26 protein-coding genes are annotated in these 23,267 nt (G+C 71.3%); 14 read left to right on the plus strand and 12 right to left on the minus strand.

Annotation, left to right across the window (positions count from 1 at the left end):
* The first annotated feature begins 108 nt into the window (after positions 1 to 108).
* From KME79_RS39695 to KME79_RS39720, 6 genes are all read left to right on the plus strand, one after another.
* The gene (locus KME79_RS39695) at positions 109 to 735 is read left to right on the plus strand and encodes a TetR family transcriptional regulator (RefSeq protein ID WP_219551039.1); all 627 of its coding nucleotides are present in this window, start codon (positions 109 to 111) and stop codon (positions 733 to 735) included.
* A gap of 291 nt (positions 736 to 1,026) precedes the next feature.
* Positions 1,027 to 1,965, plus strand: a complete 939-nt coding sequence (locus KME79_RS39700) for an NADP-dependent oxidoreductase (RefSeq protein ID WP_219551041.1) — start codon at positions 1,027 to 1,029, stop codon at positions 1,963 to 1,965.
* A gap of 52 nt (positions 1,966 to 2,017) precedes the next feature.
* Complete coding sequence (locus KME79_RS39705; protein WP_219550997.1) at positions 2,018 to 3,013, plus strand: sigma-70 family RNA polymerase sigma factor; 996 nt, start codon at positions 2,018 to 2,020, stop codon at positions 3,011 to 3,013.
* Positions 3,014 to 3,056: 43 nt separating this feature from the next.
* The gene (locus tag KME79_RS39710; protein ID WP_219550999.1) at positions 3,057 to 4,175 is read left to right on the plus strand and encodes a steroid 3-ketoacyl-CoA thiolase; all 1,119 of its coding nucleotides are present in this window, start codon (positions 3,057 to 3,059) and stop codon (positions 4,173 to 4,175) included.
* A complete protein-coding gene (locus tag KME79_RS39715; protein ID WP_219551001.1) occupies positions 4,172 to 5,194 on the plus strand; it encodes an MBL fold metallo-hydrolase in 1,023 nt (340 codons plus the stop codon). Before KME79_RS39710 ends, KME79_RS39715 begins: the two co-directional genes overlap by 4 nt.
* Before the next feature lie 25 nt (positions 5,195 to 5,219).
* Positions 5,220 to 5,894 carry a FadR/GntR family transcriptional regulator gene (locus tag KME79_RS39720; protein WP_148029411.1) on the plus strand — a complete coding sequence of 225 codons (675 nt, stop codon included), beginning with the start codon at positions 5,220 to 5,222 and terminating at the stop codon, positions 5,892 to 5,894.
* On the opposite strand, the gene KME79_RS39725 is transcribed toward KME79_RS39720, so the two are convergent.
* The gene (locus KME79_RS39725; RefSeq protein ID WP_219551003.1) at positions 5,891 to 6,742 is read right to left on the minus strand and encodes a hypothetical protein; all 852 of its coding nucleotides are present in this window, start codon (positions 6,740 to 6,742) and stop codon (positions 5,891 to 5,893) included. The two genes, KME79_RS39720 and KME79_RS39725, sit on opposite strands and share 4 nt — an antisense overlap.
* On the minus strand, positions 6,739 to 7,593 hold the full coding sequence (locus KME79_RS39730) for a hypothetical protein (protein WP_219551005.1): 855 nt from the start codon (positions 7,591 to 7,593) through the stop codon (positions 6,739 to 6,741). The genes KME79_RS39725 and KME79_RS39730 overlap by 4 nt, the downstream gene beginning before the upstream one ends.
* Positions 7,594 to 7,698: 105 nt before the next feature.
* Between KME79_RS39730 and KME79_RS47305 the strand changes: the two genes are divergently transcribed.
* Positions 7,699 to 8,646 carry a DNA polymerase ligase N-terminal domain-containing protein gene (locus tag KME79_RS47305; RefSeq protein WP_219551007.1) on the plus strand — a complete coding sequence of 316 codons (948 nt, stop codon included), beginning with the start codon at positions 7,699 to 7,701 and terminating at the stop codon, positions 8,644 to 8,646.
* Here the strand turns inward: KME79_RS47305 and KME79_RS39740 are convergent.
* Positions 8,601 to 9,773: a Cmx/CmrA family chloramphenicol efflux MFS transporter gene (locus tag KME79_RS39740; RefSeq protein ID WP_219551009.1), complete on the minus strand. Its 1,173-nt coding sequence runs from the start codon at positions 9,771 to 9,773 to the stop codon at positions 8,601 to 8,603. The two genes, KME79_RS47305 and KME79_RS39740, sit on opposite strands and share 46 nt — an antisense overlap.
* A 206-nt stretch (positions 9,774 to 9,979) precedes the next feature.
* The gene (locus KME79_RS39745; protein ID WP_219551011.1) at positions 9,980 to 10,711 is read right to left on the minus strand and encodes a dienelactone hydrolase family protein; all 732 of its coding nucleotides are present in this window, start codon (positions 10,709 to 10,711) and stop codon (positions 9,980 to 9,982) included.
* A 184-nt stretch (positions 10,712 to 10,895) separates the two neighbouring features.
* On the opposite strand from KME79_RS39745, the gene KME79_RS39750 reads away from it, so the two are divergent.
* From KME79_RS39750 to KME79_RS39770, 5 genes are all read left to right on the plus strand, one after another.
* On the plus strand, positions 10,896 to 11,147 hold the full coding sequence (locus KME79_RS39750) for a UTRA domain-containing protein (RefSeq protein ID WP_219551013.1): 252 nt from the start codon (positions 10,896 to 10,898) through the stop codon (positions 11,145 to 11,147).
* Positions 11,148 to 11,439: 292 nt separating this feature from the next.
* Entirely contained in the window at positions 11,440 to 11,736 is a 297-nt protein-coding gene (locus tag KME79_RS47310) for a DUF4143 domain-containing protein (protein ID WP_308249221.1), read from the plus strand.
* Positions 11,737 to 12,195, plus strand: a complete 459-nt coding sequence (locus KME79_RS39760) for a GNAT family N-acetyltransferase (RefSeq protein WP_219551017.1) — start codon at positions 11,737 to 11,739, stop codon at positions 12,193 to 12,195. It begins immediately after the preceding gene.
* Positions 12,196 to 12,229: 34 nt separating this feature from the next.
* On the plus strand, positions 12,230 to 12,997 hold the full coding sequence (locus tag KME79_RS39765; RefSeq protein WP_219551019.1) for an alpha/beta fold hydrolase: 768 nt from the start codon (positions 12,230 to 12,232) through the stop codon (positions 12,995 to 12,997).
* Positions 12,997 to 13,782, plus strand: coding sequence for a MerR family transcriptional regulator (locus KME79_RS39770; RefSeq protein WP_219551021.1), 786 nt, complete (start codon positions 12,997 to 12,999; stop codon positions 13,780 to 13,782). Before KME79_RS39765 ends, KME79_RS39770 begins: the two co-directional genes overlap by 1 nt.
* Here the strand turns inward: KME79_RS39770 and KME79_RS39775 are convergent.
* From KME79_RS39775 to KME79_RS39810, 8 genes are read right to left on the minus strand one after another with little or no spacing between them, the layout of a single operon-like run.
* A complete protein-coding gene (locus tag KME79_RS39775) occupies positions 13,767 to 14,696 on the minus strand; it encodes an aldo/keto reductase (RefSeq protein WP_219551023.1) in 930 nt (309 codons plus the stop codon). The genes KME79_RS39770 and KME79_RS39775 overlap by 16 nt on opposite strands.
* Positions 14,693 to 14,998, minus strand: coding sequence for an L-rhamnose mutarotase (locus tag KME79_RS39780; protein ID WP_219551025.1), 306 nt, complete (start codon positions 14,996 to 14,998; stop codon positions 14,693 to 14,695). The genes KME79_RS39775 and KME79_RS39780 overlap by 4 nt, the downstream gene beginning before the upstream one ends.
* Complete coding sequence (locus KME79_RS39785; RefSeq protein WP_187280961.1) at positions 14,998 to 15,996, minus strand: ABC transporter permease; 999 nt, start codon at positions 15,994 to 15,996, stop codon at positions 14,998 to 15,000. The genes KME79_RS39780 and KME79_RS39785 overlap by 1 nt, the downstream gene beginning before the upstream one ends.
* Positions 15,993 to 17,441: a sugar ABC transporter ATP-binding protein gene (locus tag KME79_RS39790; protein WP_308249222.1), complete on the minus strand. Its 1,449-nt coding sequence runs from the start codon at positions 17,439 to 17,441 to the stop codon at positions 15,993 to 15,995. The genes KME79_RS39785 and KME79_RS39790 overlap by 4 nt, the downstream gene beginning before the upstream one ends.
* Before the next feature lie 29 nt (positions 17,442 to 17,470).
* Positions 17,471 to 18,502, minus strand: a complete 1,032-nt coding sequence (locus tag KME79_RS39795; RefSeq protein ID WP_219551029.1) for a sugar ABC transporter substrate-binding protein — start codon at positions 18,500 to 18,502, stop codon at positions 17,471 to 17,473.
* Positions 18,503 to 18,511: 9 nt separating this feature from the next.
* Positions 18,512 to 19,255: an SDR family NAD(P)-dependent oxidoreductase gene (locus KME79_RS39800; protein WP_308249223.1), complete on the minus strand. Its 744-nt coding sequence runs from the start codon at positions 19,253 to 19,255 to the stop codon at positions 18,512 to 18,514.
* The gene (locus KME79_RS39805; protein WP_219551031.1) at positions 19,252 to 20,559 is read right to left on the minus strand and encodes an L-fuconate dehydratase; all 1,308 of its coding nucleotides are present in this window, start codon (positions 20,557 to 20,559) and stop codon (positions 19,252 to 19,254) included. Before KME79_RS39805 ends, KME79_RS39800 begins: the two co-directional genes overlap by 4 nt.
* On the minus strand, positions 20,556 to 21,353 hold the full coding sequence (locus KME79_RS39810; protein WP_281429638.1) for a fumarylacetoacetate hydrolase family protein: 798 nt from the start codon (positions 21,351 to 21,353) through the stop codon (positions 20,556 to 20,558). The genes KME79_RS39805 and KME79_RS39810 overlap by 4 nt, the downstream gene beginning before the upstream one ends.
* A 353-nt stretch (positions 21,354 to 21,706) precedes the next feature.
* Here KME79_RS39810 and KME79_RS39815 point away from each other — a divergent pair, with 353 nt between their 5' ends.
* A complete protein-coding gene (locus tag KME79_RS39815) occupies positions 21,707 to 22,891 on the plus strand; it encodes a cytochrome P450 (RefSeq protein WP_219551035.1) in 1,185 nt (394 codons plus the stop codon).
* A gap of 149 nt (positions 22,892 to 23,040) precedes the next feature.
* The coding region (locus tag KME79_RS39820; protein WP_219551037.1) for a hypothetical protein at positions 23,041 to 23,267 on the plus strand (227 nt) is incomplete at its 3' end.

Consider the following 23,267-nt stretch of genomic DNA (forward strand, 5'->3'; position numbering starts at 1 on the left):
AGTAACAAGCCGGGGCATCGGGAAATCAGATAACGTGTTCTTATGCGTACCCCGCAGGCGGCCACTCGCGGAGCCATCGCCACACCCCCCACCCACCCTGAGGGGACCATGGAGCACGACCTCACACCCGACGGCCTCACGTCCGGCGGATCCTCTCCCGACGGCCAGGGCGCCCGCTCGCGCAGCCAGCACCAGCGCCGCAAGCGCATCGTCCAGGCCGCCGCGGCCCTCGCCTCGCGGGGCGGCGTCGAGGCCATGCAGATGCGCACCGTCGCCGAGCGGGCAGGCGTGGCGCTCGGCACGCTCTACCGCTACTTCCCGTCCAAGATGGACCTCGTCGTGGCCGTCGTCGGCGAGGAGATCGACCTGCTGGAGAGCAGCATCGAGCGGCGCCCGCCGAGCGCGGCCACCCCGCCGGGACGCGCGGTCGACGTGCTGATGCGGGCCACCAGGGGGCTCATGCGCGAGCCCGAGCTGGCCGACGCGCTGATCCGCTCGCTCATCCTCGCCGACGACGTCGAGATCCCGCTGGGCGACCGCATGGCCGGCCTCCTGCTGCGCGTCTCCACGGGCACCACCCCCGAGCAGGCCACCGAGGAGCAGCTCGCCCTCGCGGGCTCGCTGGCGAGCGTGTGGGTCCAGGAGCTCCTGGAGATCCTCCGGGGGCGCCGCACCCACGACCAGATCCAGCGCCGCATCGAGCTCGCCGCCGACCGCCTGCTCGCCGGCCTCTGACCCGCCGGGGCGCTCTCAGCGGTCCGGCGACTCCTCCCGCTCGGCCTGACGCGCACCTGGCATCCCCGTACTCCGGTACGGGCTGGGCACCATGGTCTGCAAGGTCAACCGGTTCGTGTCGCCGGAGGGCGGGCCCCGTCACGCTCGTCGGCCATTCGGGGCCACCGGGACCTTCCGGATCATGGCGCGGTGCCTGAAGGTCTGGCGTCGTTTGGCCGGATTTTTGCGGATGTCGGCTTTCCGACCTCTCGTCCGTACGGGGACAGAAGGCGCAAGCTGGTACGCATGAGGATGCTTGCGATCACTCAGGACGCGCTCGGCGGCCCTGAGGTGCTGAAGATGACGGAAACCGACAAGCCGGTGCCCGGCCCGACCGAGGTGCTGGTGCGGGTGGAGGCCACCGGCGTCAACCCGACCGACTGGAAGACGCGCGCCACGGGCGGGCTGCTGGGCGAGCCGCCGTTCACGCTCGGGTACGACGTCTCGGGCGTGGTGGAGGGCTCCGGCCTCGGCCAGGCCCTGTACGAGCCGGGCGACGAGGTGTTCGGCATGCTGCGCTACCCGTACGGCAACGGCGCCTACGCCCAGTACGTCACCGCGCCGTCCCGTCACTTCGCCCGCAAGCCGCCCAGCGTCGACCACGTGCACGCGGCGGCCGTCCCGCTCGCCGCGCTGACCGCGTGGCAGGCGCTGGTGGACGTGGCCGGGCTCAGGGGCGGGCAGCGGGTCCTCGTCCACGCCGCGGCCGGCGGGGTGGGCCACTTCGCGGTGCAGATCGCCAAGGCGCGGGGCGCGTACGTGATCGGCACGGCGAGCGCGGCCAAACACGGGTTCCTGCGCGGGCTCGGCGCGGACGAGCTGGTCGACTACCGCGAGCTCGACTTCGCCGAGGTCGTCGGCGACGTGGACGTGGTGCTGGACGGCATCGGCGGCGACTACGGGCGGCGCTCGCTGCGCACCATGCGCCGGGGCGGCACGATCGTCACGCTGCCCCTGTCGGTGATGGACGAGGGCGTGCACGACGAGGCGGCGGCGCTGGGCGTCAGGTCGGCGGTGATGCTGGTCGAGCCGGACCACGCCGCCATGCGCGCGCTTGCGGCGCTGATGGAGGCGGGCAGACTGCGCCCCGAGGTGGCCGCCGTGCTGCCGCTGCGGGACGCGGCCAAGGCGCACGAACTCGGCGAGACCGGCCGCACCACCGGCAAGATCGTCCTGACCGTGCCGCACTGACCCTGACCTGCGCGTAAGCGATCTGTCGGTGGCGTCGTCTATACAGGACTGTATGACCGAGAGGCCATCTAACGAGGAGTTCCTCCGGCAGGCCGATCCGATGCGCCGGGAGCTGCTCGCCCACTGCTATCGCATGATGGGCTCGGTGCACGACGCCGAGGACCTGGTGCAGGAGACCTACCTGCGGGCCTGGCGCCACTACGACGGGTTCGAGGGCCGCTCGTCGCTGCGCACCTGGCTCTACCGCATCGCCACCACGCAGTGCCTGACCGCGCTCGACAGCCGCGGGCGCAGGCCGCTGCCGACCGGGCTGGGCGCGCCGGCGTCCGAGCCGACCGCGCCGCTGGTGGAGCGGCACGAGGTGCCGTGGCTGGAGCCCGTCCCCGACGGGATGGTGGGCGCGGGCGGCGACGACCCGGCCGCGATCGTCACCGCCCGCGAGAGCATCCGGCTCGCGCTCGTCGCGGCCCTGCAGCACCTCCCGCCGCGCCAGCGGGCGGTGCTGGTCCTGCGTGACGTGCTCAAGTGGCGGGCCGCCGAGGTGGCCGAGGTGCTCGACACCACGACCACGGCGGTCAACAGCGTCCTCCAGCGCGCCCGCGCCCAGCTGGAGCAGGTCGCGCCGAGCCTCGACGACCGGCCGGAGCCGCTCACTCCGGACCAGCGCGAGCAGCTCGACCGCTACGTCGAGGCGTTCGAGTCCTACGACGTCGGGGCGATCGTCGAGCTGTTCACCAAGGACGCGGTCTTCGAGATGCCCCCCTTCGACGGGTGGTACCAGGGCGCGGAAGACATCGCCCGGCTCGTGCAAGCGCAGTGCCCCGCAGAGGCGCCTGAGGATCTGCGGCTGGTTCCGGCACGGGCCAACGGGCAGGAGGCGTTCGCCCTCTATCTGCGCGAGGGCGACATCTATCGGGAGTTCGCGCTGCAGGTGCTCGACTTCGACGGGCCGCAGGTCAGCCATGTCGCGATGTTCTTCGAGCCGGGGATGTTCGCGCGGTTCGGGCTGCCCGCCTCGTTGCCCGCCGGGGCTTCCGGATCAAAGTAGAACAAGTTACAGTCGCGACCAGAGTAACGTTCTGGAGGAGACTGTGCGCACACCCGTCATCGTCGAGGCCGTCCGCACCCCGATCGGCAAGCGCGGCGGCTGGCTGGCCGAGCTGAAACCGCAGCAGGTGCTGGCCACCGCGCTCAACGGGCTGATCCAGCGGGCCGGGATCGATCCCGCGCTGGTCGAGCAGGTGTTCGCGGGATGCGTGACGCAGGCGGGCGAGCAGGGCGGCCACGTGGGCAGGCACGCCTGGCTCTACGCCGGTCTCCCCTACCGGACGGGCGTGACCACCGTCGACGCCCAGTGCGGCTCCTCCCAGCAGGCGGTGCACCTCGCGGCGGCCATGATCGCGGCCGGAGTGATGGACGTCGGCGTGGGCTGCGGCGTCGAGGTGATGAGCCGGGCGCCGCTCGGCAGCAACGTGCTGCCGGCGAACCCGCGGCCCGACGACTGGAGCATCGACCTGCCCGACCAGTTCACGGCCGCGGAGCGGATCGCCCGGCGGCGGGGGCTCACCCGGGAGCGGCTCGACTGGTTCGGCGCCCGGTCCCAGCGGCGGGCCGCCAAGGCGTGGTCCGACGGGCGGTTCGAGCGCGAGATCGTCCCCGTCGGGACCGTCACCAGGGACCAGGGGCTGCGCGAGACCACGGCTGAAGGGCTGGCCCGGCTCAAGCCGGTGCTCGGCGAGGAAGGGCTCCACACCGCCGGCACCTCCTCGCAGATCTCCGACGGCGCCGCCGCCGTGCTGCTGATGAGCAGGGAGGCCGCCGCACGCCACGGGCTGCGCCCCCGGGCGCGGATCCTGGCCCAGACGCTCGTCGGCGCGGAGCCGTACTACCACCTGGACGGGCCGGTGGACGCGACCGCGAAGGCGCTGGCCGCGGCCGGGATGACGATCGGCGACATCGACCTGTTCGAGGTCAACGAGGCGTTCGCGTCGGTGGCGCTGTCCTGGGCGCAGGTGCACGAGCCCGACCTCGACCGGGTCAACGTCAACGGCGGCGCGATCGCGCTCGGCCACCCGGTCGGGGCGACGGGCGCGCGGCTGATCACCACGGCGCTGCACGAGCTGGAACGGTCGGACGGCTCGACGGCGCTGGTGACCATGTGCGCGGGCGGCGCCCTGGCCACCGCCACGATCATCGAGCGTCTCGCGTGACCCGTCGTTCGTACGCCGAGCAGCGCCCGCTGGACCTCGGCTTCGGGGTGTGGAGCGTGCCGGTGCCCATCCCCGGCAACCCGCTCGGCTACACGCTCGTGTACGCGATCGAGTCCCCGCGCGGGCCGGTGCTGGTGGACGCGGGATGGAACCACCCGGAGGCGTGGGCGGCGCTGCGTGACGGGCTGGCGACGGCGGGGATCGACGTGGCGTCGGTGCACGGGGTGGTCGTGACCCACTTCCACCCGGACCACGCCGGGCTGGCCGGGAGGGTCAGGGAGGAGTCGGGCGCCTGGATCGCCATGCACGAGGCGGACGCGGCGATCGTGGACATGATGAACGGCGTCCCCTCGGACGTCCGCGGGTCCTTCCAGGTCGACATGCTCCGCCGGGCCGGCGCGCCGTCGGAGGACCTGCCCGAGGGCCCGGCGGCCGACGGCAGGCAGGACCCGCCCGCGCCGGCGGACCGGCGGCTGCGGGACGGCGACCTCGTCGACCTGCCCGGCAGGAAGCTGCGGGTGGTGCACACCCCCGGCCACACTCCCGGCCATGTCTGCCTGCACCTGGAGGACGCCGACCGTCTCTTCACCGGCGATCACGTCCTGCCCGGCATCACCCCGCACATCGGGATCTATCCCTTCGACCGGGACGACGTCGATCCGCTGGGCGACTTCCTGGAGTCGCTGACCAGGGTCGGCGAGCTGGGAGAGCTCGGCGCCCTGCCCGCTCATGAATGGACATTTCCAGATGTGGCGGCACGGGCCGCGCAGATCCGTCACCATCACGAGGAGAAGCTCGAACGGCTCCTCGCCCTGCTGGCCGAGCGCGCGGAGCCGCTGACCATCTGGGAGACCGCCGCCATGATGACCTGGAACCGGCCCTGGTCCGAGCTGCCGCCGATGCTGCGAGGCATGGCGGCCGGCGAGGCCGCCGCCCACCTGCGCACCCTGGAAGTCCGCGGCGTGCTCCGCCGCCTGCCGGGGGGCGATCGGGTACGTTTCCAAGCCCTAGAATCGTAGACATCCGATGTCTAGGGAGAAAAGCGTGGCGGTCACCGACGCGGCCATCGACAAGATCAAGCAGATGATCCTCTCGGGCGAGGTCGCCCCGGGAGACAGGCTGCCCAAGGAGGCCGACCTCGCCGAGCGGCTCGGGCTGTCACGCAACTCGCTGCGCGAGGCGGTGCGCGCGCTCGCCCTGATCAACGTCCTGGACGTACGGCAGGGCGACGGCACCTACGTCACCAGCCTGGAGCCCCGGCTGCTGCTCGACACCATGTCGTTCGTTCTCGACCTGCACCGCGACGACACGGTGCTGCAGTTCTTCGAGGTGCGCCGCATCCTGGAGCCGGCCGCCACCGCGATGGCCGCCGAGCTGATGACGGACGACGACATCGACGAGCTGCGGGTGATCCTGGAGTCGCTGCCCGAGGAGCCGACGATCGAGGAGCTGGTCGCCAACGACCTGCGGTTCCACCAGCGGATCGCGCTCGGGTCGGGCAACAGCGTGCTCTGCTCGTTCATCGAGAGCCTGTCGGGGCCGACCACCCGGGCGCGCATCTGGCGCGGCCTCACCCAGGAGGGCGCGCTGGCCAAGACCCGCGAGCAGCACACCGCGATCTACGAGGCGATCGCCGCCCGCCAGGGGGAGGTGGCCCGTGCCTGGGCCACCGTCCACGTGGCGGGCGTCGAATCCTGGCTCCGCAAGGCCCTCGACTAGCGGAGCCCGAGGAGACCGTCCTTCAGCAGGGGGTCCTCCAGCGGGTCGGGCAGCGGCACCCGCAGGTTCTGCAAGTCCTCGTAGGGAAACACCTCGTCCGCGGCCGGGGGCGAGATCACCAGGGGGTGCCCCCAGTCGGAGAAGCGGGTGTCAGCGGTGGCGACGTACCTGTGCTCGCCCGAACCCATGGCCTCCTGCGTCTGCAGGCGCTGGATCAGGCCCTTCTCGTCGGTCCAGAGCCGATAAGAGACCTTCCTCTTGGCGTAGTCGCTGGGCTTGAGGCCTTCGACCTGAGCGGCGTAGAAGGACTTCGACGCTTCGTACAGCTCCTTGTACGTCACGACGCCCCGGTAGGAGTAGCCGCCGGAGACCGGCTTGGCTCGCTCGCCCTTCAGCGTCGCCTTGAGCACGGCAGGGTCGAACACGTGGATCGGCTGCATGCTGGCGAGGACGACGGGGTTGATGGTGATCCCCTTGGCCGCTTCGAGACCCACCCAGGTCTTCCCGTCGGGAAGTAGTTTCGCGAGCTCCTCTCCGCCGAGGTATGCCCCCCGCGGAAAAGCGAGCATCTCGACCGGGGCGTCCTCTTCGTCCACGGGCTCCATGGAGGTGTAGGTGGCTACGGGGCCGGACGGGGAGAGCTGGACGCCGCTCTTGGCCCGGATGCGTGTGGTGGAGGAGCCGAAGCCCGATTTGGACACCTCCACCAGCTTGACGCCGCGTTCGGACTTGAGCTGCTTCTGCAGCGCCCGGACGGGGTCGGGGGCGGCGGTCCGGGCGGCGGCCGGCGGGGCCGTGATCAGGGCGGCCAGCGTGGCGGTTACAACCGCGAGAACGAACCGCCTCACGACTGGCCGGTGCCGGCGTACGCGTCCGTCAGGACCAGGTCGTTCACGGAGTTCGCGGTGCCGGGGCGGCTGCGGTCCTTCCACTCGACGACCTCGGCCCTGGCCGGGGCGGTGACGATGAGGTGCTCGCCCCAGCTGGAGTAGCGGGTGTCGATGGTGCGGTACGCGCCGGACGTGGCCCGCTCGGTGGTCGAGAGCCGCACGGGCAGGCCCCGGCCGTCGGTCCAGAGCTTCCAGGAGATCGCGGTCTTGGCGAAGGCGCCGCGCGGGGCGCCGTCGAACAGCTTGCCGTAGTGGCCCTTCGCGGCCTCGTACAGCTTGGCGTACGTGATCGTGCCCTTGTAGTGACGGCCGCCGGTGACCGCCTTGCCACCCTTGCCCTTCAGCACCGCCTTGAGCACGGCCGGGTCGAACACGTTGATCGTCTGCTTGCTGGCCGTGCCCAGAGCGAGGTTCGGGTGGCCGCTCTGCTTCACCCGGATCCAGAGCTTGTCCTTGGGGAGCAGGTCGGCGACGGCCTCGCCGGAGGTGTAGACGGACGTGCCCACGGCGGCCTTCTGGCCGGGCTTGGCGCCCGCGCCGTCCTGGCTGCGGGTGTCGGAGGCGTCCTCGACGTCCGCCCACGAGGCGACCGGGCCGGTCGGGGCGAGCTGGATGCCGCTGTGGTAGCGCGTACGGGTGGACGCCTTGCTGGTCACGGTCCGCGAGATCTCGGCGACGCGCACCCCGCGCTCGTGCCGCAGCTGCGCTTTGACGGCCTGCGCCGGGTCGGGGGCGGCCTGGGCCACGGCGGGGGTCGCGGGTAGGGCCGCGGCCAGCGCGACGGCCGCGGGGAGGATCCAACGCCTCATGATTCTGATGTCCTTGGGAGGGGGGATTGCTTGGGAGAGATCATCCTTCCAGAAGCCGACGGGGGTTCGCTCGTCCATTCGCGAATAACCGGGTAGTACGGCTGTGTGGCTGACAAACTCACGCAATACAGGAGCAAACGCGACGCCAGCCGTACCCCCGAACCCGTCCCCCCGGCATCCCCCGCGCCCGGTGGCGGCGACTCCTTCGTCATCCAGGAGCACCACGCCCGCTCCCTCCACTGGGACCTCCGCCTGGAACGCGACGGCGTGCTCGCCTCCTGGGCCATCCCCAAGGGCCTGCCGTCCGACCCCGCCACCAACCACCTGGCCGTGCACACCGAGGACCACCCGATGGAGTACCTCGCCTTCCACGGCGAGATCCCCCAGGGCGAGTACGGCGGCGGCACCATGACGATCTGGGACCGCGGCACGTACGAGACCGAGAAATGGTCCGAGCGCGAGGTCAAGGTCGTCCTGCACGGCTCCCGCGCCGAGGGCCGGTTCGTGCTGTTCCAGACGAACGGCAAGAACTGGATGATCCACCGCATGGATCCCCCGTCCCGCGCTCCCCTGCCGGACGTCGCACCCATGCTTCCTTCGCGCCGCTCCCGCCTGCCGCGCGACACCGCCGCGTACGCGTACGAGTTCGCCTGGGGCGGGCGCCGCCTCCTGGTCCCGATCGAGGGCGGCCGCACCGCCGCCGCCCGCGAGCACCCGTGGCTGCGGCCGCTCGCGGCGTCGTTCGGCAGCCGCACCGCCCTCCTGGACGGCGAACTCGCCACCCTCTCGGGCGCCGAGGTGCTGGTCTTCTACGACCTGCTGTACGACGACGGCCGGGTGTTGCTGGACGAGCCGTACGAGGTCCGCCGGGCGGCCCTGGAGGCGCTCGGCCTGTCCACGCCCCGCTGGCAGACCGCCCCCTCCTGGCCCGGCGACGCCCGGCCGGTCCTTGAGGCGGCACGCCGGCAGGGCCTGCCCGGCGTGGTCGCCAAACGCCTCGACTCCCCCTACGAACCGGGCGAGTCGGCGGCCTGGCTGTTCATCCCGTCCTGACGCCGGACCAGGACGGCGAGGGCGAGCGCCACCAGCAGCGCGCTCACCCACAGCGGCGAGCGGAACCCGTAGCCCGCGCCGATGGCGAGACCGCCCAGCCAGGGACCGAGCGCCGCGCCGACGTTGAACGCCGCCGTCGCGAACGCGCCGCCCAGCGTCGGCGCGCCGGCGGCGGCGTAGAGGACCTGGGAGATCAGCGTCGACCCGACGGCGAACGCGAGCGTCCCCTGGACGAGGACGAGCACGACCGTCGCCACCGGGCTCCCGGCGGTCAGCGCGAACACCACCCACCCGGCGAGCAGTGCCGCCCCGCCCAGGACCAGCAGCCGCGCGGGCCGTACGTCGGCGACGCGGCCGGCGACGGTGACGCCCGCGAACGAACCGAGGCCGAAGAGCGCCAGCACGGCGGGCACCCACGCCGTGCCCATCCCCGCCACGTCGGTGACGATCGGCGCGAGGTAGGTGTAGGCGCAGAAGGTCGCCCCGTTCACCAGCGCGCCGAGCAGCAGCGTCACCAGCAGCCGCCGGTCGCGCAGCGCCCCGAGCTCCGGGCCCGCCCCGCCCTCACGGGAGACGACGGCCGGAGAGACGGGCACCGACCTGAGTATCGCGGCGAACGCCGGCGCCGACACCAGGGCCACCGCCCAGAACGCCGACCGCCACCCCCACGCCTGGCCGAGCAGCGCCCCCGCGGGCACTCCGACGACGCAGGCGGCGGTGACCCCGCCGAGCAGGACGGCGGTGGCGCGCCCCTTGGCGTCCGGCGCGACCAGGCCGGTGGCCGCCGACAGCGCGACGGCCAGGAACCCGGCGTTGGCGAGCGCCCCGACGACCCGCGTCAGCAGCAGGACGTCGAAGCTCGTGGTGACCGCGCCGAGGACGTGCACGAGCAGGAAGACCGCCAGGAACGCCAGCAGCGCGCGCCGGCGCGGCCAGCGCAGGCTCAGGATCGCCATCAGCGGCGCGCCGACGATCATCCCCACGGCGAACGCCGAGGTGAGCCGGCCGGCTTCCGGGATGGTCACGCCCAGATCCTGGGCGAGGCCCGGCACCAGGCCGGACAGCATGAACTCGGACGTGCCCATGGCGAACACGGCCAGCCCGAGAAGGTAGACGAAGAAAGGCATGAAGAGGCTCCGCACCCAGAGAGGGATCGACAGGAAAGCGGGGCCGGTGATCCGGTGACGACGGTCTCTTCAGGGACCGCACGCGGTAGCCACCGGATGACCGGTGGCTACCGTCTTGACGCCTCTGGGCTGGACACGCCCGGCAACCTAACAACGGGCGTCCTGCGATGCCAACCGATTATCCGGGTGACCTCGCGTCCCTGGGGTCAGCGGAGGTGGCGGGCGAAGAACCGCAGCGTGCTGTCCATCTCGAACGCCGGGATCTCCGCGTGCTTGCCGGGGTTGGCGTGCAGCGTCTTCTCGGCCGAGCCCAGGGCGTCGAACAAGGCCAGGCTCTGGGCCCTGGGCACCCGCTCGTCGTCCCACTGCACCAGGAACTCCACCGGGACGGTGATCCGCGTGGCGTCCCCGGCCGATGACAGCGCCCCGCCCAGCCCCAGGACCGCCGCCCGGACCCGGGGCTCGGCGGCGACGAACGGGACGCCGAGCCCGCAACCCAGCGACACGCCCCAGTAGCCCACCGGGCCCGTGCCCACGTGGTCGAGCTTCTGGACCGCGTCCAGGACCGCCCGCCACTCCGGGACGGTGCGGCGGGCCACGAGGGCCTGGAAGGAGGCGATCAGCGGAGCCAGTTCCTCTCCGGCGTCCGCGCGGGCCTGGTTCGCGGTCGCGATCCGGTCGTACTCCTCGTCCTTCGGCCGGTCGCCATGGCCGGGCACGTCGACCGCCACCACCGCGTAACCGCACTCGGCCACGAAGCGGCCCGCGCGGAACACGATGCCGGGAGCCTTCTTGTGCTGGCCGCCGCCGTGGCCCATCAGGACGAGGGGCCGAGGACCGTTGGCGTCTTCCGGCGTCCACAGCACGCCGGGGATCTCACCGAGGGTGAAGAGCTGTTCGGAGACGCCGTCGGACGACGTCTCGGAGGTGAAGCGCATAGCGTTTCGGGCCTTTCGGGATGCCTTGCTGCGGGCACTCCCTAGGCCATGCGAGGGAGGGAGTCCCGACCTGTCACAGCGTTGATCGGTCTCACCTCCTCAGTCAGTAGCGGCGCATGCCGCCGCCGAACCTATCACGGAGGGCTTCCCCGTTCGAGCGCGCCGACCGCACAGTCGTCAGGGCGTGCCACGCCGCATGGCCTCCATCGGGCTGATGGTGGACGCCTGGGACGAGCGGGTGTCGGCGCGGGTGGCGACCCACAAGGAGGCGAAGCGGCTCGACATCGGCGCGGGAAGCGTGGTGATGGTGGTCGAACGGGCCCACCTCGCCGGCGATCGGGTGGTGGAGGTGGCGGACATCGTGGTGCCCGCGGAGTCGACCATGCTGGCGTACAACGGCCCTGTCGGCGATGCGGCGCCTGGCCGTCGCGGCTAGGACCAGTCGCACGCACCGAACCCGGCGAGGACGACCGATTCACCAGATAGGCAGCGTCCAAGCAACCACGACCTTGGCGACCAAACCACCACTTCCTAAGCGACTGAACCACCACGTGATCAGCGGCCAACTCACCACGGGTGTGCGATGCCCCCGACACACTCGTAGGCCGGATGGAGACCATAGAGCTCTGGCCCGCTCGTGCGTCCCGGGCACACTCGGGCCCTGGCGGCCCTTCCGCTTCCGATTCCCCCATCGCCTGAAGGCACCGGTCCCCTCGGGAGGATCTGATGTGCGCGCCCGCCAGCTGACCTGGGCGGAAGAGCAGGTGGACCTCTACCACTACCGGACCAAGGACAAGGTGGAAGTGGACGCGGTCCTGGAAAACCGCCGAGGTCAGGTCGTGGGTATCGAGGTCAAGGCCGCATCGACCGTACGGCCGGACGATTTTCGAGGCCTGCGGCACCTCGCCGACCGCCTTGGGGACGACTTCATCGCCGGGATCGTGCTCCACACGGGGACGCAGACGTTGCCGTTCGGAGATCGGATGCGGGCAATGCCGGTGAGTGCGTTGTGGGAGGTTGGTTGAGTGCGTATATCCGAAATATCGGCTGATCAGCCGGGCCTGATCGATCTGCAACGAGCCGCCTACCGCGTCGAGGCGGAGATCATCGGCGATGACCGCATCCCGCCGCTGCACGAGACATCGGAGGAGTTGCGGGCCCAGCCGCTCACCTGGCTGGGCGCGTTCGACGACGACGGCACGCTGCTCGGAGCCGTGGCCTGGGCGGAGACCGCCGAGGAGGTGGACCTCGACCGGCTCATGGTGGACCCCGGCGCGCACCGGCGAGGCGTCGGACGGGCGCTGGTGAAGGAGGTCATGGCCAGGGCCGGCGAGCGCGGGGTCGTGGTCTCCACCGGGCGCGACAACACGCCTGCCAGGACGCTGTACGAGCGACTCGGGTTCACTCTCACCGGGGAGGCGGAGCCGGTGCCGGGGCTGTGGGTGGTGCACTACTCCTCAGGCGGTGCGGGTGTCGCCGCTTGACCCTGACGCAGGGTCAGGCTCCCAGGATCGTGACATGACCAGCGACAGAACAATCCACCACGACGGCGTCACGATCCCGGTATCCCGCGGCGGCCGGGGACGACCGCTCGTCCTGTGCCCCGGGCTGCATTCGACGCAGGCCCACCTGTGCGAGCTGGCCGAACTGCTGCGGCGCGACCACGACGTGGTGACCTTCGACCTGCGCGGCCACGGCTTCGCCTCGGCCGCCGGCCGGTACTTCTTCGAGAGGTTCCTGAGCGACCTCGGCGCGGTCATGGCGGAGCTGGACCTGCCCGAGGCGCCCGTGCTCGCGGGCTACTCGCTGGGCGCCGACCTGGCCGTGCACCATGCCGCCGAGCATCCCGGCTCCGTCGCCGGGCTCGTCCTCATCGACGGGGCGAACCCGGTGCCCGAACCGTTCGTCACCGAGGCCGTCCTTCCGCAGTTCCGGGCCATGTGGGCGGACCTGGCGACGCGGCAGGAGGCCGAGCGGGGCACCGCGCGCCAGGTGTTGCTGACCGCCCAGGAGACTCTCGACCTGAACATCGAGATCGACGCCGTCCGGTCCGAGATCCTCGATCGATACCGGAGGATCGACGCGCCCATCAGCATGATCATGTCCACCTCGATGGCCGGCGACGGGCCGCCGAGTTTCAACGAGAACTGGCGTGCCGGTGCCGAGCGGCTCGTCCGTGAACATCCGCACATCGCCCTGACCTGGCTCGACGCCGACCACCAGCTGGTCTTCACCCATGCCCAGGACATCGCCCGGATCGTCCGGGACTCGACCGGCCGGGTGTGATGCTGACCATCGGCGAGCTGGCGTCGTACGCCGGGGTGACGGTCCGCGCGGTGCGGCACTACCACGCCAAGGGGCTGCTGCCGGAGCCGGAGCGGGACCACTCCGGCTACCGCAGGTACGGCGCCGACGCCGTGGTCGAGCTGATCAGGATCCGGACCCTCGCCGAGGCCGGGGTGCCGCTGGCGCGGGTGCGGGAGCTGCTGCGGGCCGGCGAGGAGGAGTTCGCCGCGGCGATCGCGGACATCGACAGGCGGCTGCGGGCGGAGATCCGTGAGCGGCAGCGGCACCGTGAGCGGATCGCCCGGCTCACCTCCGGGGACGGCCTGGCGCTGCCCTCGGACGTGGTCGAGTATCTCGACCGGCTCCGGGCGCTCGGGGTCGACGAGCGGATCGTCCAGGCCGAGCGCGACGGCTGGATCCCGCTGGCCGCGCGCTCACCCGAGCGGGTCCCCGGCTGGATGGCGCGCAAACGGGAGCAGCTCGACGACCCTCGGCTCGCCGGCTTCTACCTGACCCTGAGCCAGGCTCTCGACCGGACCGACGACGACCCGCGGCTGGTCGAGCTGGCCGACAGGCTGGCCGCCTACCTCACGCGGATGGCGGACGAGCGGGGCGAGGAGTACGTCGACGACACCGGTATCGACTCGCCGCTCGCCCGGCTGATGGACACGCTGGCCTTCGAGGTCGTGCCGCCGGCGCGCCGGCTGATCGCGTTGCTGGAGCAGCGGGGCTGGACGGGCTGGACCAGGCTTGAGCGCGTGCCGCCTGATCAGCGCCCCTCGTGAAGCAGGCCCTCGGCGCGCAGTTCGGACCAGAGCGCGCCGGGGACAGGCTGCTCCATCGACGCGGCGTTGGTCTTGACCTCGCCGGGCGAGCGCGCGCCGAGGACGATCGCCGCCGTCGCCGGGTGCAGCAGCGGGAAGGCCATCGCGGCCCGTGGGAGCGTCACCCCGTGGGCCGCGCACACCGAGGCGATCCGCCGGGCCCGGTCCACCAGCTCGGGCGGGGCCGGGTGGTAGTCGTAGGTGCCGGACGGCTCGGGGGTCGCGAGGAGGCCGCTGTTGAAGACCCCGGCCGCCAGCACCCGGACGCCCCGCGACGCGCAGGCGTCCAGGAGCGGCAGGCCCGACTGGTCGAGCAGGGTGTAGCGGCCGGCGAGCATGACCACGTCGATGTCCGTTTCCCGGACGAATCTCAGCGGCGCCCGCCACTGGTTCATGCCGACCCCGACGGCCTTGATCACGCCCTGGTCGCGCAGTTCGGCGAGTGCCGGGTACGCCTCCGAGAGCGCCTGGTCCAGATGGTCGTCCGGGTCGTGGATGAGCGCGAGGTCGACGCCCGGCAGCCCGAGCCGCTCCAGCGACTCCTCCAGCGAGCGGAGCACGCCGTCGCGGGAGAAGTCCCACACCCGCTCGACATCACCCGGCACGTCGAAGCCCTGGGTGTCCCGCCGGACAGAGGACGAGGGCACCAGCAGCCGGCCGACCTTGGTCGAGAGCACGTACCCGGACCTGTCGCGGAGCGCCGCGCCCAGGCGGCGCTCCGACAGGCCGAGCCCGTAGTGCGGCGCGGTGTCGAACAGGCGCACCCCGCTCTCCCAGGCCGCGTCGACGGTGGCGCGGGCCTGCTCGTCGGTGACGGCCGAGAACAGGTTGCCGATGGGCGCGGCGCCCAGGCCGACGCGGGGCAACGCGATCACGTCAGCTCCCAGACCAGCCGGAGACCGCCGGAGTCCTTGTCGAAGTCGCCGTCGAGGAGCCGGTTCATGCGGGCCTGCCACGCCCGGTCGGCCGGGTGGTCGCGGAGCGCGGCCTGCAGCGCGGCGTAGTCGTCGACCTCGACGACGTGGAACAGGTCCAGCCCGTCACGGTAGATCCGCCACGAGTGCAGGCCGTGCGCGCGCATGGCCCGCTCCAGCTCCGCCGGGAGCTCGGCGTGCTCGCGGTCGTAGACCTCCTCGCAGCCGGGCTTCAGCCTGGTACGCAGCGCGAGCCGTTCCATCAGTCCTGTGCCTTCCCGCCGGCTATCCGGCTGATCATGAGGGCGAACAGGATGATGGTCCCGTAGACGACCGGCTGCCAGAAGCCCGAGACGCCCTGGAGCGTGAGCAGGTTCTGCACCAGGCCGATGACGAGCACGCCGGTGAGAGCGCCGAGGATGGTGCCCTTGCCGCCGTCCATGCTGACGCCGCCGATGACGGCCGCCGCGAACACCATGAAGATCCAGTTGACGCCCATGCCGGAGCCGATGGCGCCGAGCCGGCCGGTCTCCAGGATGCCCGCCAGCGCGGCGAGCGTGCCGCCGAGGATGAACACGCCCCACAGCACCCGGTCCACCCGGATGCCGGCGGCGCGGGCCGCGTCGATGTTGCCGCCGATCGCGTACAGGGACCGGCCGACCCGCAGGTAGGCGAGCCCGGCGATGCCCGCGGCGAACAGCGCGCCGGCGATCCAGATCGAGGCCGGCAGGCCGAGCCAGACGGCGCCGCCCAGGTAGAGCATCGACTCGGGCAGCTCGAACAGCGTCTTGCCCTCGGTCGGGCCGAGGTGCAGGCCGTGCACGATGATCAGCATGGCGAGCGTGACGATGAACGCCGACAGCTGGAACTTGATGATCAGGAACCCGTTGAACGCCCCGATCGCGGCCCCGATGAGCAGGCAGAGCGGGATCACCAGCACGGCCGGCAGCCCGATGCCGAGCCCTCCGGCCGACACCGGCACGACCAGGAGCACGGCCAGGGCGGGCGCCATGCCGACGGTCGACTCCAGCGACAGGTCGAACTTGCCGGAGATCAGGATCAGCGCCTCGGCCAGCACCAGCAGCGAGATCGCGGCCTGCTGCTGGAGGACGTTGGTCAGGTTGCCGGCCGTCAGGAAGACCGGGTCCAGGAACGCGCCCACGATCAGCAGGAGCACGATCACCGGGACCAGCGTCAGGTCCCGGAACCTGGCCAGCCTGAGCCGGGGCACGGCCGGGGTCAGTGCGGTCGGTGTGGTCACTCTTCGATGCCTTCCATCACGGCCACGAGTTCGTGGTCACTCCAGCCACGCGGCACGTCCTTGACGACCCGTCCGTGGAACATCACCAGGACGCGGTCGCAGATCCGCAGGTCGTCCAGCTCGTCGGAGACGAGCACGGCGCCCGCGCCCCGGTCGGCCGCGTCCTCGACGGCGCCGAGCAGCGCCTGCTTGGCCTTGACGTCGACGCCCGCGGTCGGGTTGATCACGACCAGCGCGTCCGGGTCGTCGGCCAGCGCCCGGGCGAACACCACCTTCTGCGCGTTCCCGCCGGACAGGTCGCCGACGGGCTGGTCGGGCCCTTCGGTCTTGATGTCCAGGTCCTGGATCATCCGTACGGCACGGGCGCGGCGTCTCGCGGGTGAGACGGCGCCGAGCCGGCCCAGCTTGTGCGCGATCGACATCGTCCCGTTCTCGGCCACGGACAGCAGTGGCACGAAGCCCTGGTGGTGGCGGTCCTCCGGGACGAACCCGAGCCCGGCGGCGAGCGCGGCCGGGACGTCGCCCGGCCTGACCGCCCGGCCGTTCACGGTGACGGCGCCGGTGTCGGCCCGGCGCAGGCCGACCAGGGTCTCGGCGAGCGACACCTTGCCGCTGCTGCCGGACCCGGCCAGCCCGACGACCTCGCCTGACCGTACGGACAGCTCGACGTCCTGGTAGCGGCCGGCGAGCGAGAGGCCGGACGCGGCCAGCACCACCGCCTCGCGCGGGGTGCGGGCGCGGGCCTGGTAGGCCGCGGTCGCCTCGCCGGTCATGGCGTCGACCAGCTCGTCGTGCGGCAGGTCGGCGACGGGTGCGGTCATGATGTGCCGGGCGTCGCGGAAGACCGTGACGCTCTGGCAGATCTCGTAGACCTCGTCCAGGTGGTGCGAGATGTACATCATCGTCACGCCCTGCCGGCGCAGCGCGCGCATGCGGTCGAACAGCCGCTCGATGGCCGGGCCGTCCAGTCGCGCGGTCGGCTCGTCCAGGATGATGAACCGCGCGCCGAAGGAGAGCGCGCGGGCGATCTCCACGAGCTGGCGCTGCTCGACGCCGAGGTCCCCGGCCAGCGCCTGCGGGTCGACGTCGACCTCGTACGTGTCGAGCAGCTCGCGCGCCCTGGCCCGCAGCGCCCGCCAGTTGATGAGCCGGCCCTCGGTCTGGCGGTTGAGGAACAGGTTCTCGGCCACGGTCAGCGCGGGGATGATCGTGGACTTCTGGTAGACGCAGGCGACCCGCTGCCGCCAGGCGTCGCGGTCGCCGAGGGCGGGCGCGGGCTCTCCCGAGAACCGCACCTCGCCCTCGTCCGGCCGCTGGAGCCCGGTGAGGATCGACACCAGCGTGGACTTGCCGGCGCCGTTCCTGCCGACGAGCGCGTGGGTCTCACCTTCCGCGATCGAGATGCCCGCTCCGTCGAGCGCCGTGGTCGGGCCGAAGCGCTTCACGACATTTCGGGCTTCAACGTGATAAGTCATCACTTGACCTGGTTGCCCCAGAGGGTCTGGTCCTCGACGTTGTCCTTGGTGACCAGCGGCGCGGGAAGCTGGTCCTCAAGGCCGTTCGGCAGCTCGATGATCGTGCTGTCGTGGTCCGTCGCGCCCGGCTCGAACGTCTTGCCCTCCAGCGCCGCCTTGGCGTAGTAGAGGGCGTACTTCGCGTACAGGTCGGCCGGCTGCGAGATGGTGGCGTCGATCTCGCCCTTGCGGATCGCCTCGAACTCCTGCGGAATGCCGTCGTTGGAGATCACGACCACGTGCTTGGGGTCGTCGGGCGGCAGCAGCAGGCCCTTCTGCTTGAGCACCTGCAGCGTCGGGGCCAGGTGCACGCCGCCCGCGTGCATATAGATGCCCTTGACGTCGGGGTGCTGCTCCAGGCGGGTCTGCAGCATGGACGCGGCCTTGCTGCCCTCCCACTCGGTGGGCTCGTCGAAGACCTCGATGCCGGGGAACTTCTCCTTCATGCACTCACCGAACGCCTCGGCCCTGTCGCGCCCGTTGATCGAGCTGAGCGCGCCCATGAGCTGCACGACCTTGCCCTTGCCGCCGAGCTGCTCGCCGAGGTACTCGCAGGACTTGGTGCCGTAGGCGCGGTTGTCGGCCCGTACCACCATGTATACCTTGCCCTTGTCGGGGCGGGTGTCGACAGTGACGACCGGGATGTTCTTGTTCTCCAGGTTCTGCAGGGTGCTGGCGATGGCGCCGGTGTCCTGCGGGGCCATGACGATCGCCTTGGCGCCCTGGCCGATCAGCGCCTGCACGTTGTTGACCAGCTTGGCCACGTCGTTCTGCGAGTTGGTGGCCGTCATCAGCTCGACGTCCAGCTCGTCCGCCATCTCCGGGACGTACTTGATGTAGGAGTTCCAGAAGTCGGAGTCGGCGCGCGGGTGGTCGATGCCGACCTTCCCGCCTTCCCCGCCCGCTGCCGGGGTCGTAGTGGTGGTGTCGGAACCGCACGCGGCGAGGGCGGCGACGAGGACCGCGCAGGCGGCCAGCGGCTTGAGCTTCATCAGGGGGGTTTACCTTTCTGGGTTGGACGGGCGGAGCCTCAGCCCCTGCATGCCGCCGTCCACGGCCAGGGCCGTGCCGGTGGTGGAGCCGGACTCGGGGCCGGCCAGATACGCGATGGCGGCGGCGACCTCTTCGGCGCTGACCAGGCGGCCCATCGGCTGCCTGGCTTCCAGCGCCGCCCGCTCGGCCGCGGGGTCGTCGGCGGCGTCGAGCAGCCGGGCGACCCAGGGGGTGTCGGCGGTGCCCGGGTTGACGCAGTTGACGCGGATGCCCTCGCGGATGTGGTCGGCGGCCATCGCCAGCGTGAGCGACAGCACCGCGCCTTTGGTCGCGCTGTAGAGGGCCCGCATGGGCAGGCCGGCGGTGGCCGCGATCGAGCACGTGTTGACGATCGAGGCATGCTCCGACCTGCGCAGGTACGGCAGCGCGGCCCGGCTGACGCGGACCATGCCGAACACGTTCACGTCGAACACCCGGCGCCACTCCTCGTCCGGGTTGTCCTCGACCGTGCCCTGGGCGCCGATGCCGGCGTTGTTGACGAGCACGTCGACGCCGCCGAGCCGGTCGGCCGCCTCGGCGACGGCCCGGCGCACCGCGGCGTCGTCGGCGACGTCGGCCGCGATGCCGATCAGCGGCTCGCCGGGCGGGTTCAGGTCGAGGCAGGCGACCTTCATGCCCCGCCCGGCGAGCAGGGTGGCGGTGGCCAGGCCGATGCCGGAACCGCCGCCGGTCACGATGGCTCTCAGGTTCACGTGTTCCTCCAGACGTCTCCGCCGGGGTAGGTGTGGGCCGCGATCGACTCGGCGTGCATCTCGGAGCTGAAGCCGGGCGCCGACGGGGCGCGGTAGCGGCCGTTCTCGATCACCACCGGGTCGGTGAAGTGCTCGTGCAGGTGGTCGACGTACTCGATCACCCGGTTCTCCATGGTCCCGGTGACGCTCACGTAGTCGAACATCGACAGGTGCTGCACCAGCTCGCACAGGCCCACGCCGCCGGCGTGCGGGCACACCGGCACCCCGAACCTGGCCGCGAGCAGCAGGATCGCGATGTTCTCGTTGACGCCGCCGACCCGGGCGGAGTCGATCTGCAGGTACGAGATCGCGCCGGCCTGCAGCAGCTGCTTGAACACGACGCGGTTCTGCACGTGCTCGCCGGTGGCGACCGGGACGGGCCTGATGCCCTCGGCGATGGCGGCGTGGCCGAGCACGTCGTCGGGGCTGGTCGGCTCCTCCACCCAGTGCGGGGCGAACGGCTTGAGCGCGGTCACCCACTCGATGGCGGAGGCGACGTCCCAGCGCTGGTTGGCGTCGACGGCGATGGGATAGTCGGGGCCGCACACCTCGCGGGCCACGGTGAAGCGGCGCACGTCGTCGGCGAGGTCGGCGCCGACCTTGAGCTTGATCTGGCCGAAGCCCTGGTCGAGCGCCTCCTGGCAGAGCCGGCGCAGCTTGTCGTCGTCGTAGCCGAGCCAGCCGGGCGAGGTGGTGTACGCGGGGTAGCCGGCGCTCTTGAGGTGCTCGATGCGCTCCTGCTTCCCGCTTTCCGCATTTTTCAGGATCTGGAGGGCCTCGTCGGGCGTGAGCGCGTCGCTCAGATACCGGAAGTCGACGAGCTCGACGATCTCCTCCGGCGTCATCTCGGCCAGCAGCAGCCAGAGCGGCTTGCCCGCCCGCTTGGCCTTGAGGTCCCACAGGGCGTTGACCACGGCGGAGATCGCCATGTGCATGACGCCCTTCTCCGGCCCCAGCCAGCGCAGCTGCGAGTCGTAGACCATCTCCTTGTAGAGCGCGCCCAGGTCCTCGGCGTCGCGGCCGATCACGTACGGCTCCAGCGCGGAGATGGCGCCGGTCTGCACGTCGTTGCCGCGCCCGATGGTGAACGCGAACCCGTGCCCGGCGTACCCGTCGTCGGTCCTGAGCACCACGTAGGCGGCCGAGTAGTCGGGGTCGGGGTTCATCGCGTCGGAGCCGTCGAGCTCCCGCGAGGTCGGGAAGCGCACGTCGTGCGTCTCCATCGCGACGATCCGGTACGAGCCCGCGCCCTGTGTCGTCGTCATGCCTGACCCACCGTCTGGCGCTGCCGGCCGAGGCCCTCGATCTCCAGCTCCACGACGTCACCGGCCCGGAGGTAGGGCTGGCCGGGCATGCCCATGGCGACCCCGGCCGGGGTGCCGGTGTTGATGAGGTCGCCGGGCTCCAGGACCATGAAGTGGCTCAGGTAGCGGACGATCTCCGCCACGTCGAAGATCATGTCCTTGGTGGAGCCGTCCTGCCGCTGATCACCGTTCACCCAGAGCCGGAGCGCCAGGTCCTGCGGGTCGCCGACCTCGTCGGCGGTCACCAGCCAGGGGCCGAGCGGGTTGAACGTCTCGCACGACTTGCCCTTGTCCCACTGGCCGCCCCGTTCGAGCTGGAACTCCCGCTCGGACACGTCGTTGGCCACCGCGTACCCCGCCACCACGTCGAGGGCCTCCTCCCGCGACTCCAGGTAGCGGGCGCGCCTGCCGATCACGACGGCCAGCTCGACCTCCCAGTCGGTCTTCACACTGCCGCGCGGCACCAGCACCTCGTCGTACGGCCCGACCATGGTGTCGCTCGCCTTCATGAAGACGACGGGCTCGGCGGGCGGCTCGGCGCCGGACTCGGCGGCGTGGTCGCGGTAGTTCAGCCCGATGCACACGATCTTCCCCGGCCGGGCGACGGGGGCGCCGACGCGCAGGCCCCCGGCGTCGACGACGGGCAGCGTGCCGCGCTCCAGGGCCTCCCGCACGCGCGCCACTCCACCGGAGGCGAGGAAGGCGCCGTCGATGTCGGGCTCCCCGATGTCGCGGAAGTTACCGTCGGCATCCATCACCACCGGTCGTTCCTGGCCTACGGGTCCTACTCGCAGCAGCTTCACTCCGCGTCCTTCAGTCATACATCGGATGTCTCGCCTCCAGATGCTGAAGGCGGCCTCGGTTGCGTGTCAAGAGCCTCACGCTGGTTAAATCCAATCCGTGACCTGAGTGTCCAGCCCGCCGCGCTCTGACCGCCTGCCGCGCAGAACAGGAGAAACATCGGAGGACAGCACGGGCTTACGCGCAGGTGAAACAGCCCTCACAGGTATACCGGGCGCTTTCCCGTCAACTTGACGGCCGTACAGACGCGTAATAGAACCCGTTTCAGCAGGGTTTCGCGAAGTGTTCGATCAAGAGGGTGAGCCGGGTGCACATCGACCTCGTAGACCAGGACCGTTACGCTGACGCGGGACCCCCGCTCGAGCAGCTCGCCTGGCTCCGGGAGCATGATCCGGTTCACTGGCACGAGGGCGAGCCGGGATTCTGGGCCGTCACCCGCCACGAGGACGTGGTGCACGTCTCACGCCACTCGGAGCTGTTCTCGTCGGCACGGAAGCTGGCCCTGTTCAACGAGATGCCCGAGGAGCAGCGGGCGCTGCAACGCATGATGATGCTCAACCAGGACCCGCCCGAGCACACCCGCCGCCGCTCCCTGGTCAACCGCGGCTTCACGCCGCGTGCCATCGGCGCACTCGAACAACACATCCGCGACATCTGTGACGACCTGCTGGACCAGCTCGGCACCCAGGCCGACTTCGTCACGGAGGTCGCCGCCCCCCTGCCGCTCTACGTGATCTGCGAGCTCCTCGGCGCCCCCGTCGAGGACCGTGACAAGATCTTCAACTGGTCCAACCGCATGATCGGCGCCCAGGACCCCGACTACGCCGCCTCCCCGGAGGAAGGCAGCGCCGCCGCCGCCGAGGTGTACGCCTACGCCAACGAGCTGGCGGCCAAGCGCCGCGCCAACCCCCGCGACGACATCGTCACCAAGCTCCTGCAGACGGACGAGAACGGCGAGACGCTGTCGGAGGACGAGTTCGACCTGTTCGTCCTCCTGCTGGTGGTGGCCGGCAACGAGACCACCCGCAACGCGGCCTCCGGCGGCATGCTCGCCCTGTTCGAGCACCCTGACCAGTGGGACCGCCTGGTCGCCGACCCCTCGCTGGCCGCCACGGCCGCCGACGAGATCGTCCGCTGGGTCTCCCCCGTCAACCTCTTCCGCCGCACCTCCACCAGGGATCAGACGCTCGGCGGCAAGGCCATCAAGGAGGACGACAAGGTCGTCGTCTTCTACTCCTCCGCCAACCGCGACACCTCGATCTTCCCGGACGCCGACGTCTTCGACATCGGCCGCACCCCCAACCCGCACATCGGCTTCGGCGGCGGCGGCGCCCACTTCTGCCTGGGCAACCACCTCGCCAAGCTGGAGCTCCGCGTCCTCTTCGAACAGCTCGCCCGGCGCCACCCCCGCCTCCGCCAGACCGGCCCCGCCCGCCGCCTGCGCTCCAACTTCATCAACGGCATCAAGGAGCTCCCGGTCGCCATGAGCTGACGACGTCGCATCCGTCCGACCTCGACCGGCGGGCGCGGCCGGGGTCGGACGCCGACCTCGACCGGCGGGCGCGGCCGGGGTCGGACGCCGACCTCGAAGTCCTCGCCGAACGGAGGCCGCCCCCACAGAGATGGTGACAGTATGTGACCATGCGAACGCCCCCAGCGAAATCCTTCAACACCGCCGGTCCGTGCGACCCGCGCCTCCATTACATGCTGCCGCCCACGCCGCGGCTTCCCGAGGCTCGGACGCTGATCGACATGGACCGGTACTTCGTGGTCCACGCGCCCCGGCAGACCGGTAAGACGACCGCGCTGGAAGCCCTGGCATCCGAGCTGACCGCAGAGGGCGACATCGCCGCCCTGATGTTCTCCTG

Source organism: Nonomuraea harbinensis (assembly GCF_019396385.1).
Classification (GTDB): Bacteria; Actinomycetota; Actinomycetes; order Streptosporangiales; family Streptosporangiaceae; genus Nonomuraea; species Nonomuraea ferruginea.